Source organism: Rufibacter soli, assembly GCF_054781795.1.
Map to the genome: position 1 here is coordinate 2626192 of NZ_BAAGTS010000002.1, position 14589 is coordinate 2640780.

A 14589-nucleotide genomic window follows, 5' to 3' on the forward strand; every position below is an offset into this window, starting at 1 on the left:
AGGAATGTACCAATTTACCTCGGGAAAGCCATTGCCACGCCGCCATCTACGTTGAGCATGTTGCCCGTAGATTTGCTGAGCAACCCGCCCACAAACGCGAAGCAGGCATTGGCAATGTCTTCTGGCAGAATGATCTGGTTCAAGAGCGTGCGCTTGGCATAATACGCCGGAAGCTCCTCCACGGTGATGCCATAGGCCTTGGCGCGGCCCTCGGCCCAGCCACCGGCCCAGATATTGCTGTCTGAGATCACCGCGTCTGGGTTCACCACGTTCACTCTAATGCCATCAGCGCCCAGTTCAGCGGCGTTCAGGCGGCTCAGGTGCAGTTGGGCGGCTTTGGCGCTGCCGTAGCCGGCGTTGTTAGGTCCGCTTACCAGGGCGTTCTTGCTCACAATGTTGAGGATATCCCCGCCAATGGCTTGCTTGCGCATGACCTCTACGGCGGCCTGGGTCACAAAGAACTGGCCTTTCACCAGCACATCATACAGCAGGTCCCAGTCTTTCTCTTCATGTGCCTCAATGGTTTTGGAGATAGACAGACCCGCGTTGTTGATGACAATGTCAATGCCGCCAAAGGCCAGGGCCGCGGTGGCAAACGCTTCTTCAATATCACCGCTGCTGGTAACGTTCAGAGTAGCAGTGGCATAGGAATCCTTGCCGTATTTCTTTTTGAACTCCTCGCCGGCGCTTTGCAGGCGCTCCTCATTCATGTCATTGAGAATGACCACGCCGCCTTCTTCCACAAACTTCTTGGCAATGGCCTTGCCAATACCGCCGGCACTGCCCGTGATCAAGGCAATCTTGCCTGAGAGGGCTTTGGGCTTAGGCATACGCTGCAGTTTGGCTTCTTCCAGCAACCAGTATTCAATGTCAAAGGCTTCCTGGCGCGGCAAAGAGGTGTACTCAGAGATGGCCTCGGCGCCTTTCATTACATTAATGGCGTTCAGGTAAAACTCAGAAGCCACGCGGGCGGTCTGCTTGTCTTTGGAGAAGGAGAACATGCCCACACCCGGGAACAGAATAATCACCGGATTGGCGTCCCGAATGGCCGGGCTGTTGGCGTGTTTGCAGGACTCATAGTAGTTTGTGTACATCTGGCGGTACTCGGCAAAGGCCGGGGCCAGACGCTCTTTCAGGGCTTTCACATCAGAAAAGTCCTCGCCGGGCTGCAGGGCCAGCACCAACGGGCTGATCTTGGTGCGCAGGAAGTGGTCTGGACAGCTGGTTCCCATGGGGGCCAGACGGGCCAGGTCATGGGAGTTGATGAACTCCAAGACGCGGGCATCATCCGTGAAATGGCCAATCATGTGGCGCTCACTGGAGCAGAAGCCGCGCAGAACCGGGGCCAGGGCCGCCGCTTGTTTCAGACGCTCATTGGCTGGCAGACTTTCCACTTTGGCTCCGCCGAAGGCCGGGCCCTTGATGGCGAAATTATCCTCCAGGTACTCGGCGCACTGCTCAATTACCTCCAGGGTATTCAGATAGCTTTCATAGGCGGTGTCACCCCAGGTGAACAGGCCATGGGAGCCCAGCATGATGCCTCTAATGCCAGGGTTTTCTTCCAGGCACTGGCGCAACTGCAACCCCAGGTCAAATCCCGGACGCTGCCAGTCTACCCAACCAATGGAACCGCCAAACAACTCCTGGGTAATTCTTTTGCCGTCTTTGGCTGCCGCAATGGCAATGGCCGCATCTGGGTGAAGGTGATCTATGTGCTTGAACGGCAAGAAGCCGTGCAGAGGCGTGTCAATAGAGGGGGCTTTTGAGGCTAGGTCAAAGATGCTGTGGTTGAACAATTCCACCATCTCATCTTCATGGGCTATGCCGCGGTACACATTCTCCAGGCTATGCAGGCGGTCTACATACAAAGCCGCCAGGCCACTTTTCTTCAACGTGCCCAAATCACCACCCGAGCCTTTGATCCACATCACCTCGGTCTCCTGACCAGTCAAGGGGTCTTTGGCTGTGGTCTTGCAAGAGGTATTGCCACCCCCGTAGTTGGTCAGGCGAAGATCGGCCCCCAACAAGTTAGACCGGTAAATCAGCAGCGCTACTTCGTCGCCCTCAAGTCTGGCCGCCTCGGCCTCGTCCCACAAATAGCTCACGTGCTTGTAGGTGGTTTTTGTCTTTACTTCTGACATATGCCTCAAATGAATGTGTTAATGATACTGGCCGTCCCCGTAGGGAAGACTTTTTAATTTTAATGTGTTTTTATAATATCAGGCTATAAATGCGTTTTGCTTATAGGGAATTTCCAATCCCTACCACCACAATGGAAGCCATAATAATAGCCACGCCCGCCACAATGGTTTGGAAGGTTTTGCGCTGCACCCCTTTCCACTCGCCCAGCAACATGCCCCACATATTGGAGATAAGGATGATGAAGGCCATGTGCAGAATCCAGGAACTGGCGCCGTTGCCCAGCTTGCTCTCGCCCATGCCGTAGAAGAAGAACTGCATGAACCAGGTAATACCGGCCAGCGCCGAGAACACGTAATTTCTAAGCAGCGGGGTGTTTTTCTTGGTATAATCCCCGAAGGTCTTGTTGCGGGCGTTCAATACCATGCACCAGATAAAGTTGGTGGTAAGGCCGCCCCAAAGAATCACCACAAAGGTCACGTTGTTCTGAAACAGCGGATTGCCCCCGTTTTGCACAGCCACCTCGGCCAGCGGCTTACCGGCCTCAATGCCGTAGTTGAAACAGGCGCTCAGAATACCCGAGATCACGCCTACCGTGAAGCCTTTCTTGAGGTCAAACTCTTTCACGCCAACTTCCTTTTGCTCGGTGGTGAGGTCTTTCTCCTTCATGGTACCGGCCTTTCCGCAGACGGCAATCCCGATGAGGCAGATGACAATACCGGCCAAAACCACCAACCCACCCGTGGTCTGCAGCATGCCCGTAAACGTCTCGCCTTTATCACTGCCCACAATGTCTCTGTAGATGGGTGGCACCAGGGCCCCAAACGCCGAAGAGAAACCCAGCATGAACGACATACCCAAAGAAACCCCCAGGTAGCGAAGACCCAGGCCGAACGTCAAGCCCCCAATTCCCCAGAGCAAACCCATGAGGTAAGTCCAGAAAACGGTCTCCTTGTCAGCGCTGCCAATGATGCCCATAAAGTCTGGCACCGTGAGGTAGGCGGCCACCAAAGGGGCGAGTAACCAGGAGAAAATTCCCCCCACTATCCAGTAAGATTCCCAGGCCCACCCTTTTACTTTTTTGTAAGGAATGTAAAAACTACCTGAGGCGAAACCGCCTATAAAGTGGAAAATAACGCCAAGAACCGCTTGCATAGATGGGGTTTAGGATGAATGATAGTCCAAGATAGAGGGATAAGAGAAAAACACTATCCTGTACTGTCATGGCACACCGCCCTTTTTCTTTACCCGGCAATAGACAGATTTGCGCCTTCGCTAATTACCGGGCTGCTTAAAGTTTAGCCCCAAGAAGATTTGGATAAATGACAAGAAACCAACAAGGGGCTGAAGGCTAGCGTTTTGGGCCTGTTTTTAGAAAAACAGGCCCAAAACAGGAAGAAACTGTACAGTCCAAGAGCCTACCTCTGCCCCGCAAGAATTACCTGCCTTGGCGTTCTTCGGGAATAAAAACGCTCCTTAAATTTGTGGTTTATTCCAATTATGACGGACCAGGGGAAAATGACATTTCCGCTGGATATTACTTTTTGGAACCTACCTTGGGTGAGGTACCCTGCTCCGCCGGTAAGTACTTTTTTAGATCGCGCAGGGCAATCACCTTGAACCGGTTATTCTTCATGTACTCCAAGTATTGGGTAAAGACGTCTGCTGAGGTAGTATAATCTGGGTGCCCGAGGTCAGGAACGCCATGAATGGTGAAGATCAGAATCTGGCCTGGCTGCACGCTTTTCAGGGCGGTCCATGTACGATTGGCTAGTTTATCAGTGGAGCCCATGGTAAAGCTGGGAAGCACGAGGGGGTTATCCTGGGCAGGGTTATAAAAAGTACTCCCGCCGGCCCGGGCGTATTGGTAGCCCATTTCCTGCAATACCACCTGAGATAAGGAATCTGACCTGTTGCCGGGGTACGCGAAGGAGATGGGCTTGGGAATGCCAAAGGCCTTGCACCGCTCCTCTATGTAGCTGATTTCCTGGCGCATTTGGTCACGGCTCAGCTTGGTCATGTTTTTGTGGTGACCGGTGTGGTTTCCAATTTCGAATCCCATTTGGTGCAGTTGGGCAATCTGGGGCCATTTCATGTAGAAAACCGAGTCTGCGGTGTTCCAATCCATTTCACAGACGGCAAACGTGGCACCAAACCCATATTTTTTCAGGAGGGGCGCTACTATGGTATAATGGCTTAGCTCAGCGTCATCAAAAGTGAGGACCACCACCGGTCTTTCGCTTTTGCGGTTACGGGCTTTGGCTGGGGAGGAGGCTTTCTTTTTGGTTGCAGAAACCTGCAGCGCTTTCATGGCCTGTGCGTACCGTTTCCCTAGTTCTCTAGCCGATGGCGTATCAAAGTGCAGCTTATCGCCTTTGTGGGTGAGTCCTTCAGCGGAAACCACCGCCGTGTGCCCCACTTTTATGGGTAATTGTTGAAGTTTTTCGTTGATATGGTTCTGCTTGTTGAAGTAACCAATCTCGCCGGCAATAAACGGTAAGTCTGGCTGCTGCAGGTCCACCCGCAACCGGTTAATGAGGGTAGTGAGCTTGTCCAGATAAACCACTGACCTGGCGGAGTCATTGTCAGATTCTCCCTGGTGCCAGAGAATTCCCTTTAAAACCCCACCCTGCTGGATAGCCAATCTGGCTCTTTTCAGGGCATCATCATAGGGGTGAAATTCTTTCAGGTACACCGCATTTGGCTCCCACACTTTGATGGGCGAGCCACCCAGGGCACTGGGGATTAGGCCAATAGTCAGGTTTTTATTTCCCGCCACCAGTTCCTTGGCGAAACTGAGGCCGGGCCCTACACCCACTACGGTCGGTTTGTCAAAATGCAGGGGATCTGTGGCGGGTACCCAGTGGTTTTCTTTGTCCAGCATTTTAATCTGAGGGTGCCCCTGCTGGCCTTCCGGGTCTACCGCTCCTCGGCCCGCCATGTTAGATTGCCCGATCAGGAGATAGACATGGAAATTCTGGTCTACCTTGGGCTTTTGCGCCAGCGCCAGGCCAGAGAACAACAGAAAACAAATACTAAAAAAGCTTTTCACCTTTATATGCGTTAAAACCAGATCCTACTCCTCATGGGTAATGTTGCTTCTCTAAGAACTTCCCATTTATTCTTTATCGCTCCTAAAGGTTGAAGCCCTTTTGTTACCGCAGCAACTTTTCAAATTCGGCTTTGGTGACTTTGAAAATGGTGCCGTGCCGCATGCCTTTGGGGAAGGAGATCTTATCTGAGATATCCTCCCACGTCTTCAGGTCCTCAGATTGCACGGCGCCCATGGCGTGGCTGGTATACTTGTCAAAATACACCAGCCATTTGTTTCCCAGTCTCAGGGTAGTGGGGCCCTCTGCCCAGTATTTACCCGTTATGGGTGCGCTGGCGGCGGTGTAAGGACCGGTCAGTTTCTTGCTGGTGGCTACTTTCAGGTTTTTCTGGGCGGGCTCCCGGGTCTCGTCTTTCAGGAACATCACGTAGCCGTCACGGTCTTTCACAATGCTGGCATCTATCACGTTGAAGCCGGGCTCATATAGCAACTTGGTGGGGCTAAAGGTTTTGAAGTCCTTGGTGGTGACGTAGTAGATGCGGTGGTTGTAGCCGGCATCCATCTTACTCTGCGTCTCGGGGTATAGCCCGGTGATGGTGGTGGCCCAGTAGATCATGTATTCTTTGGTGCGGGCGTCATAGGTGATCTCGGGGGCCCAGGTATTGCGGGCGCCTTCCTCATGCGCCATCACGGGCACAAACTTCTGCTCTGACCACTGCAGCAGATCTGGGGAACTGGCGTAGCCTATCCCCTTTTCGTTCCAGCTCACCGTCCAGACCATGTGGAATTTTCCGTCGCCGCCCCTAATGATACAGGGGTCGCGCATGAGTTTGTCTTTACCCGCTGAAGGCTTTAGGAAAATGGAATCGTTATTCAGGGCTTTCCACTGGTACCCGTCTAGGCTATAGGCCAGGTGCAGCCCGTCGCCGTTGCCCTTGAAGTAAGAAAACAGGAACACCTCCTCGGCTGCCCCCGGTTTTTGCAGTACCGTGCAGGAGAAAAGGGAAAGGACCAGTAAAAGAAAGCTGAGAAATGATTTCATATACAGTTACTAAGGGCAGCTAGCAGAGTTTGAGGGCCAATGAAGGAAAACCAGGGGCGTTTAACTCCGTCAGTTACCCTGGTCTACTTGTTGGTAAGAATCGCCTTTGGAATTTCTTTTAGTTGCCGTCTGGCTTTACCAGGCTGGCAGTAGGGCTGGCAGGCCACTGGAAGTTCTGGAAAGCATCTGGCTTTTTGGGGTCAAAGGCGGGCATCTCTACCAGGTACTTGGCAAGCTTCAGTTTATTGGCCTTAATACCTTCTGCCACAATCTTGGCAATCTGGTAAGCGCCATAGGTGTTAAAATGCGTGTTATCATTTAAGCCCTGCTCGGGGTAAATCACGAAGGCATTCTTTGATCCTTCCACCCCCAGCGCTTCATACAGGGTAGTAGTCATGGCGGTTAGGTCTATCAAGGGCACATTGGCTTCCAGGGCTACTTTCCTGGCCGCGTCTGGGTACTCCCCGTGTGAATTGGTCATCACGCCGTCTTTGAAAGACCGACGGGCCGTGGGCGTTAAAATCACCAGATGGCCGCCTTTCCCTTTTACCTCCTTGGCAAAAAGTTGCAGCCGTTCTGTGTAGGATTTGTAAGGGCCGGCATTGGGGCCTTTTTCCTTTTCGTCATTGTGCCCAAACTCCACAAACACATAGTCCCCGGGTTTGATCACGCTCAAGATCTTGTCCAGCCGCCGGCTACTGATAAAACTACCCAATGACAAACCCGATTCGGCATGGTTAGCAATAGCCACGCCCGGTTTGAAGAACCTGGGAATCATCTGCCCCCAAGACGCCCAGGGCTCCTCCTCCTGGTTTACCACCGTAGAGTTGCCTGCCAGGAAAACGGTGATCTGATCCTCCACCTTAGTAATCTCCACAGCCGCCAGGGCCGGCTGCAAAGCAAACTCCAGGGTAAGTTTATTATCCCAATCCAGTTTAGACTCTTCCCTTTGCTTCAGGCCTACTTTAGTGGTGGCGTTAATTTGCCGGTCTTTGATGTTCACGATGAACGTTTTGGTAGCAAATTCCCCTTGCCGGGTAGCCACCTTCTCCAGCATTAACCGCCTTGATTCGGCTTTTACCGTGGTGGTGGATTTTCCTTTGGCGTCACCCAGGGTCACCGTCACTTTATAATTGCCTTCGGGCACCTTCACCGAAAAATAAAAGGGCTTTTCACTGGTAACAAAATCGCGTTTCAGGGCATCTTTTCCCCCGCGGTCTACCTCCTTCACCGGCGTGCTGGCCTCAAAACCGAAGCCTTTACTGTCTGAGTAAGTATCTGCCGCAGAGACCCGGGTATAGCCTTTAGCTACCTCTTTGCCTCCGAAGTCAAATTTATAGTCAGTTTTTTGGGCAAAGGCCGCAGGCCCCAACAAAAGGAAGGCCATCAGGCAAATACCAGTTCTTTTCACGCTTTTCATAAGGCTTCTAATAATGTCTTGGGGGAAGGAAATCTCCTTGGATGGGATGATTCTGTTTTGGGCCTGTTTTTGGAAAAACAGGCTCAAAACAGCTTTTTGATTTTAAGGAAATAGGTATTGGTTAAAATATCCGTGACGGCAAACTGCCATAACGGAGGGCAACCGGTTATTTCATTTTCATGACCTCGGTGCCGGCTAATAGGAAGCATCCCAGGCCATAATCCTCAAAATCTGGCTTGCTGGTGTAGCTCACCGGCTGACTGTCTTTGGGTTCTTTGCCGGTCCCTTGCAGGTAGCCCAGGAACCCGTTGGGGTGAACGGCGTCTTTGGTCATGGCATTCCAGGCTTTGGCAATAATGGGGGTGTACTCCTTCTTATCCAGCAGCCCGTTGTTCACGCCCCAAGCCATGCCATACACAAACAGCGCCGTCCCGGAGGTTTCTTTTCCGCCAAAATGGTTCGGGTCATGTAAACTCACGTTCCAAAAGCCGTCTTCCCGCTGAAGCGGAACAAGTGCCTTCATCATTTCCAGATACGTTTTCTGGTATTCTGGGTAATTGGGGTGGTCTTTGGGCAGCATGCTCATTACGCGTACCAGCGCCCCTACTACCCAGCCGTTTCCTCTGGACCAGTAGATGTCTTTTCCGTTGGGCGAGGTCACCGGCGGCACAAAATCTTTATCTCTCCACCACAGGCCATGTTTCTGATTGTAAAGCCCCCCGCCAATCTGGTTTTTAGTGGCCAGATACATTTCGTGCATTTTTTGGTAGTAGCTGTCAGCACTTTCGGGGTACACTTGCGCTAACTGGGTGTATAGGGGCATAGCCATCATCAGGGCGTCAATCCAGTCCCAGTCGTTCACTTTGGTACTGTTCACCATGTTATCCATGGAGGCCTTGATAGCACGAATGCGCTCTGGTTTCGGGTCTATTTTATACAGATCAATGTACGTTTGGCCGCAGGTCTGGTAGTCAGCGTGGCGTACAAGGTCGCCGCCGGTTAGGCCCCATTTGTGTTTCTGGCCCCAATCTACTGCATAATCATAATACCGTTGCTGCGGGTCTGTGCGGTAGAGCTCCATAAGGCCAATGTAGTAGATACCGCGGGTCCAGATGTTGCTGGGGCGGGTTTTATTGGTCACAATCTCTTTGCCCGGGTCTGGCCACTTTTGCATGAAATAGTCATTAGTGAGCCGCAGGGTTTTCAGTATTTTTTTCTTCTTGGGTAAGCGCTCTGTCTGGGCCTGCGCCACGGTACAGAGAAACAGGACACTTAGCAGGAAAAAGCTTTTGAGGGAAGCTGCGCGATACGTCATTTAACTAGGCGTTTTATTTGTAAGGGGGAAAGGCTCTAAATTCTTTATTTAAATAATAGTATGCCCTGAAGTCATTTTCCTACAGCGGCAGCACATTGGTCTTGAACAACAGGTATTTGTTTAACTCCAGTTTTTTGTTCTGCCGGATACCCTCTGCCACGGCGGCCGCGTTTACCTGCGCGCCGGCCTGGATGGTGTGCGTGTTGTCTTTGGTATTGAAATAAGTGCTTCTTACTTTCTCCTCCCCTTCTTTTTCATACCGGTCACTGATGATTTTATTCAAATCAATGAAAGGAGCCTTGGTTTGGCTGGCGGCCTGAGAAGCCCAGAGACCATAGCCGTCCTGGTTGCGGTTGGCTTTGCCGTCTTTCCAGGTGTTTCTAGGCACCGGCGACAAGACAATGGCCGTGGCGCCTTTGGCCTGCACCTCAGTAATGAACTGCCGCAGGTACCAGCCATACGAGTGCACCACTTCTGGCTTTTTGGTGAGCAGGTTTTGGATCTCCTGCACGTCATCACTGTTATTTTTGATGGTGCCGCGGGCCCTTGTGGAATCATTGAGGGGGCTGCTGTCATTGTGGCCAAACTGGATCATGACAAAATCACCGGCTTTTACCTTAGGCAACACCTTGTCCCAGTGGCCTTGGGTCCGGAACGTACGGCTACTGGTGCCTCCCAGCGCGTGGTTTTCTACCGTAATCCTGGTGGTGTCAAAGTGGGCGCCCAGAAAACTGCCCCAACCCCAGAGACCGCCGTCTCCTTTGCCTTTTCCGTTCTTTACCGTAGAGTCCCCAATTAAATAGAGGGTAGGTTTCTGGCGCTCCGTTTTTAAAACCGCGCAGGATACAGAAAACAGGAAACACAGAAAAAGCAGACCGGCAGTGGAAATTCTAGACGTCAGGAGATGTGGCATGGTAGGCGGAGTAGGCTATTTATAAGGGAATGATTTTAAAGGGGTACTGGGAGGCAAAAAGGTTAGGCCTTCTTTAGGTATTTATTCAAGGGGTGTTTCTTGTTCATTTTCAACCCTTCTACCACTGAGGCCGCGTTGAGGCGGGCACCTGTTTGGTTGGTGTGGGTGTGGTCCGTAGGGAAAAGCGTTTTCACTTGCTCAGGCCCCATCTGGTTGTATTTGTCGGCGGTGATTTGGTTGAGGTCAATGAAAAGGATTTTCTCTGACTGCGCTACCTCAGCGGCCCACTTTCCAAAATCCTTGTTGGCCAATTGCACCTTGCCGTCTTTCCATTGGTTACGCGGGATCATGGAAGCAATAATGGGGGTAGCACCTTTGGCTTTGGCTTCCTGCACAAATTTGCGCAGGTACCAACCGTAGGTATGCACCGCTTCTTTTTCGCCGTTTTTCCAGGTAAGTTCTTTGGTTTCGGGCCCGGTGCCGCGCAATACGCCGCGGTACCCCGCTTTGCTGGTGTCTGGCACGCTGCCTTCATTATGGCCAAACTGCATAATTACAAAGTCGCCTTTCTTAAGGGTGGACAAGACTTTGTTCCAGCGGTCTTCTTTGATAAAAGTACGGGTACTGCGCCCAGCCATGGCCTGGTTGCTCACCGAGATCTTGGTAGTGTCCAGAAGCTCGGCAATATAAGAACCCCAGCCCCCAAACCCTTCACCAGTATTTCGGACGGTGGAGTCCCCGATGATGTAGAGGGTAGGCTTGGTTTTGGGCTTCTGGATAAAACCAACCAAAGCCGTGGCTGCTATTACTAAAAGTAGAAAGGGGGCGAGGATATTTTTTCTCTGTATCATTATTGAACGGCGGTTTTAGGCTTATTCACTTTAATCTGGGGGGACTTGACCGGTTTCATGCCCTCACCAATATGGAAACTGGGGTGCGGCGGCTGGTTATACCCCACGTTCTGCCAGGCAATGGCCATCCGGTATTGCGGATCATGCATGAGCGTGGTCAACCGGTGTTCCGAAGGAATGGTGGTGGTAAAAATCCGTAATTCCTGGTTGTCCTGGGTCCGGAAAATGACTTCCTCCCGCCAATCCCCCAGAATATCGGCGCTTAACGCAGGCGTGGATTTGGTACCATTGTTAGAGGCGCAGCCAATGGCGGTAAACAGCCGGCCCGCTTTGTATTTATCAATGCGGTTTCCGTTGAGCAGTTCCCTGGAGAGATCGCCGTCCCACCAAACCAGAAAGTTAGTGGAGGGTGGGTTCTCCCCAATTCTTTCGCCCTTTAAATTCAGCAGACCATTAGACCCCGAGAACCACATTTCAGCGCCGGGGTTACTGGGGTCAATATCGGCGGCCACGCCGCGGCCCACGTCCTGGCCTTCCAGCCCTTGCCAAAGAATTTCCCCGGTTTTGGCGTCATATACCGCCGCCCCTGGCCCGGCAGCGTTGTGCTCATTCTCGTGAATCCCGAACACCTCCAATCCAGGCCGCAAAGGGTCCAGGTCGCTTACGTGCAGGGCATCGCCGTGGCGCAGGCCCGTGGTAAACAAGCCCTGGCCGTTGTCATCTACCACCATGGACCCGTAAATGATTTCGTCCTTGCCATCCTGGTCTACATCGGCTATGCTCAACCCATGGTTGCCCATCCCGGAGTAAGGGTTTTTGCCATCCTGGGTGTCAAACACCCATCTGGAGGTTAGTTTTCCGTTGCGGTAATCCCAAGCGGCCAGCACGCTACGGCCGTAGTAGCCGCGGCACATGACCACACTGGGTAGGTTACCATCCAGATAGGCGGCTCCGGCCACAAATCGGTCGGCACGATTGCCTATGCCGTCATTGTCGCCGTTACCCCCTTTGCCGCCCCAGCCCCTTAGATTGCCGCGGCCGGGCAGATACTCTGAAGTGGCCATGGCTTCGCCGGTCAGGCCGTTGAACACGGTAAAGAATTCAGGCCCGTCCAAGATCCGGCCATTGGCATCGCGCCAGTCTTTGGTGGAGTCGCCAATCACTTTCCCCACGCCGTCCAGGGTGCCATCGGCGGTTTTGCAGGCCAACTCGGCTTTGCCGTCACCGTCCATATCAATGACAATGAACTGGGTGTAATGGGCGCCTTCGCGTATGTTCTTGCCCAGGTGAATGGTCCAAAGCAGGGTGCCGTCCAGTTTATAGGCCTGAAAAATGGGCTGATCTGTAACGCCCGGCGAAGGCGTGTCACGGCCTCTGCCGGCTTGGTGAAGAATGATTTCATAGGTCCCGTCCCCGTCCAGATCACCCACGGAGGCATCATTGGGCGTATAGCCAAGAGGGGTTTTCAAGGGGATAGACAGGTAGTTTTGGGCCCAAACCTTGGCAACTTCAGAAGCCTCTTGCTCTTTTCCGTTTAAGATCGGTTTTACAAAATAAAAGGGGTTTTGCTTCGCCCCGGCCTTTGCATCTATGTAGTTGGTGCTTTTGGCGACGGGGACCTTGTTGAGTTTAACGGGTTGGCCGTTACCGGTTTTGCGGTACACGTTGAAAGCCACTTCGTCTGGATCTGTTCCCAATAGGCGCCAGCTCAGATACACTGAATCGCCTTGGGTTTGCACGGCCACAAGCCCCCTGTTCAGATACTCCATTTGCTTTTGCGCCCACGCCTTCCCAGAGATCAGGAATACTGAACAAAAGGTAGCAGCAAGGATTAATAAGCGTTTTTGAAGCATGTGTCTTTTCTGTAATAAAAACGGCCCGATGGTATTTGTAAAAAAGAAGCCGGCTGAGCCACCCTCCTTTTGAATCAGTATGCAAGTTGCATGCCTTTTTCTATCCGGGAAGCAAAACACATCTATCGTTCCTTTTGCAAACCGCAGTTCAGAGTTCCGTTTTTAAATTTTGGACTAATTTTAAGGCTATCCTCTCACATAGCCATCCTGTAGCATCCGGTGCCTACTGCTTTTTATGCTCAGGTATTCAGGGGCCCCTCTTCCCTACTCTATTGCCTTTTATAAATCAACCTTCTAAACTACTTCGTGAAATATAATCTATCAGGAATTCTCTCTTTGGAAAAGCGGTAGGCACCGGATGCTACAGGATGGTTTGGCCTGGCAGTTCCTGTACATTTAAAACTGCAGACTAAAGATTGGATTACTTAAAAAACCAATCCTATGCCTGAAAGCCGCTGCAACCCACTTTTGTAACTAAAAAGCTCCTGACATGACCCATTTTCACCATCCCCTAAATCGCCGTGAAGCCCTGAGCCTTGGGGTGAAGTTGGCCGCCGTCACGGCTTTTGGCCTGGTTGCGGCTCCGCTTCCTTTGTGGGCGCAAGACAAAAAGAAAGAGGCCGCCGTGTTCAACGTGTTAGACTTTGGTGCCGTGGGTGATGGGAAAACGCTTGATACCGCTGCCATTCAGAAAGCCATTAATGAGGCCACCAAAGCCGGAAATGGGGCGCGGGTGCTGGTAAAAAGCGGACGCAAGTATTTGATTGGCACTCTGGAGTTGAAGCCCAACATTGATTTCCACCTGGAAGGAGACGCCGAGCTGCTGGTGAGCACCAACCCCAAAGATTACACCGCGGAGGCCGCCGCCGTGGTGGCCCGCAATGCCCACAACCTGACTATTTCCGGCACGGGCAGCATCAATGGCCGCGCCCTGGAATTCATGACCCATTTTGACGAAGCCAATGAATGGTGGATTCCCAAGGACTGGCGTCCCAAGCTTTTTATCCTGACCGCCTGCAACAACCTGAAGGTAAAAGACTTCACCATCAATAAAGCACCCAGCTGGAGCCTGCACCTGATGGGCTGCGAAAACGTGCTGGTAGACGGCCTCAAGATCAGCAACAACCTGGACGTACCCAACTGCGACGGCATTGACCCAGACCACTGCCGCAACGTGGACATCCGGAACTGCCATATTGTATGCGGCGATGACGCCATTGTAATCAAGGCCACCCGCCAGAACGAAAACTTCGGGCCCTCTGCCAACATTACCGTGCGGGACTGCGTGCTGGAAACCCAGGACTCTGGCCTGAAAATCGGCACTGAAACCACTCAGGATATCTACAACGTTAAGTTTGAGCGGATTGAGATTAAAACCGGTTGCCGAGGCTTAACCATTCAGCTGCGCGATGAAGGCAACGTGCGCAACATTGAGTTCAGTGACATCACCTTTGTGTCACGCTACCACTCCGCGCCGTGGTGGGGCCGTGGCGAGGCCATCTCCTTTACCGCTATTCCCAGAACGGCGGGCGGAAAAATTGGGGTCATTGAAAACGTGCGGGTAAAAAATGTGAAAGGGCGCGCCGAGAACAGCGTGCGCATTAACGGCACTAAAGAAAGCCGCATTAAAAACGTAACCTTTGAAAACGTAGACCTCACCTTTGACCGTTGGACCAAGTACCCTGGCAACCTGTTCGACAACCGGCCCACCACCGCCTACCCAGACATTGAGCCGCACACTAACCCCGGCTACTACATTAGGTTTGCAGACGGGGTCACGCTTAAGAATTGCAGCGTGAAGTGGGGCAGCAACGTGCCAGATTATTTCACCCATGCCTTAGAGGCCCATGACGTGACAGACCTGAAGCTCAAGAACTTTAAAGGCGAAGCCGCGCACCCAGAAAAGTACAAAGCCATCTCCATAGATAAGCAAGCTTAATCCCCGCTTCTTTCTTAAACCGGCAAACCCATCTTCCAGCTATTTTGAGCCTGTTTTCTGAAAAA

Annotated in this window: 10 protein-coding genes; 1 reads left to right on the top strand and 9 read right to left on the bottom strand. The window is 52.2% G+C overall.

The window, feature by feature from the left end:
* Window positions 1–14: 14 nt before the first annotated feature.
* The 9 genes from ACYVJQ_RS12905 to ACYVJQ_RS12945 all read right to left on the bottom strand — a co-directional run bounded on the left by ACYVJQ_RS12905 (window position 15) and on the right by ACYVJQ_RS12945 (window position 12501).
* Complete coding sequence (locus ACYVJQ_RS12905) at window positions 15–2141, bottom strand: bifunctional aldolase/short-chain dehydrogenase (protein WP_460893492.1); 2127 nt, start codon at window positions 2139–2141, stop codon at window positions 15–17.
* 100 nt (window positions 2142–2241) lie between these two features.
* A complete protein-coding gene (gene rhaT, locus ACYVJQ_RS12910) occupies window positions 2242–3294 on the bottom strand; it encodes an L-rhamnose/proton symporter RhaT (RefSeq protein ID WP_460893493.1) in 1053 nt (350 codons plus the stop codon).
* A 382-nt stretch (window positions 3295–3676) separates the two neighbouring features.
* Window positions 3677–5191 (bottom strand): sialate O-acetylesterase, encoded by a 1515-nt coding sequence (locus ACYVJQ_RS12915; RefSeq protein WP_460893494.1) that lies wholly within the window; start codon window positions 5189–5191, stop codon window positions 3677–3679.
* A 103-nt stretch (window positions 5192–5294) separates the two neighbouring features.
* On the bottom strand, window positions 5295–6233 hold the full coding sequence (locus ACYVJQ_RS12920; protein ID WP_460893495.1) for a glycoside hydrolase family 43 protein: 939 nt from the start codon (window positions 6231–6233) through the stop codon (window positions 5295–5297).
* Window positions 6234–6351: 118 nt separating this feature from the next.
* Window positions 6352–7653: a rhamnogalacturonan acetylesterase gene (locus ACYVJQ_RS12925; protein ID WP_460893496.1), complete on the bottom strand. Its 1302-nt coding sequence runs from the start codon at window positions 7651–7653 to the stop codon at window positions 6352–6354.
* A 166-nt stretch (window positions 7654–7819) separates the two neighbouring features.
* Window positions 7820–8968, bottom strand: coding sequence for a glycoside hydrolase family 88/105 protein (locus ACYVJQ_RS12930; protein ID WP_460893497.1), 1149 nt, complete (start codon window positions 8966–8968; stop codon window positions 7820–7822).
* A gap of 79 nt (window positions 8969–9047) precedes the next feature.
* Window positions 9048–9881, bottom strand: a complete 834-nt coding sequence (locus ACYVJQ_RS12935; RefSeq protein WP_460893498.1) for a rhamnogalacturonan acetylesterase — start codon at window positions 9879–9881, stop codon at window positions 9048–9050.
* 62 nt (window positions 9882–9943) lie between these two features.
* A complete protein-coding gene (locus tag ACYVJQ_RS12940; RefSeq protein WP_460893499.1) occupies window positions 9944–10732 on the bottom strand; it encodes a rhamnogalacturonan acetylesterase in 789 nt (262 codons plus the stop codon).
* Window positions 10732–12501, bottom strand: coding sequence for a rhamnogalacturonan lyase (locus ACYVJQ_RS12945; RefSeq protein ID WP_460893500.1), 1770 nt, complete (start codon window positions 12499–12501; stop codon window positions 10732–10734). Before ACYVJQ_RS12945 ends, ACYVJQ_RS12940 begins: the two co-directional genes overlap by 1 nt.
* Window positions 12502–13075: 574 nt before the next feature.
* Between ACYVJQ_RS12945 and ACYVJQ_RS12950 the strand changes: the two genes are divergently transcribed.
* Complete coding sequence (locus ACYVJQ_RS12950; protein WP_460893501.1) at window positions 13076–14524, top strand: glycoside hydrolase family 28 protein; 1449 nt, start codon at window positions 13076–13078, stop codon at window positions 14522–14524.
* Window positions 14525–14589 lie beyond the last annotated feature (65 nt).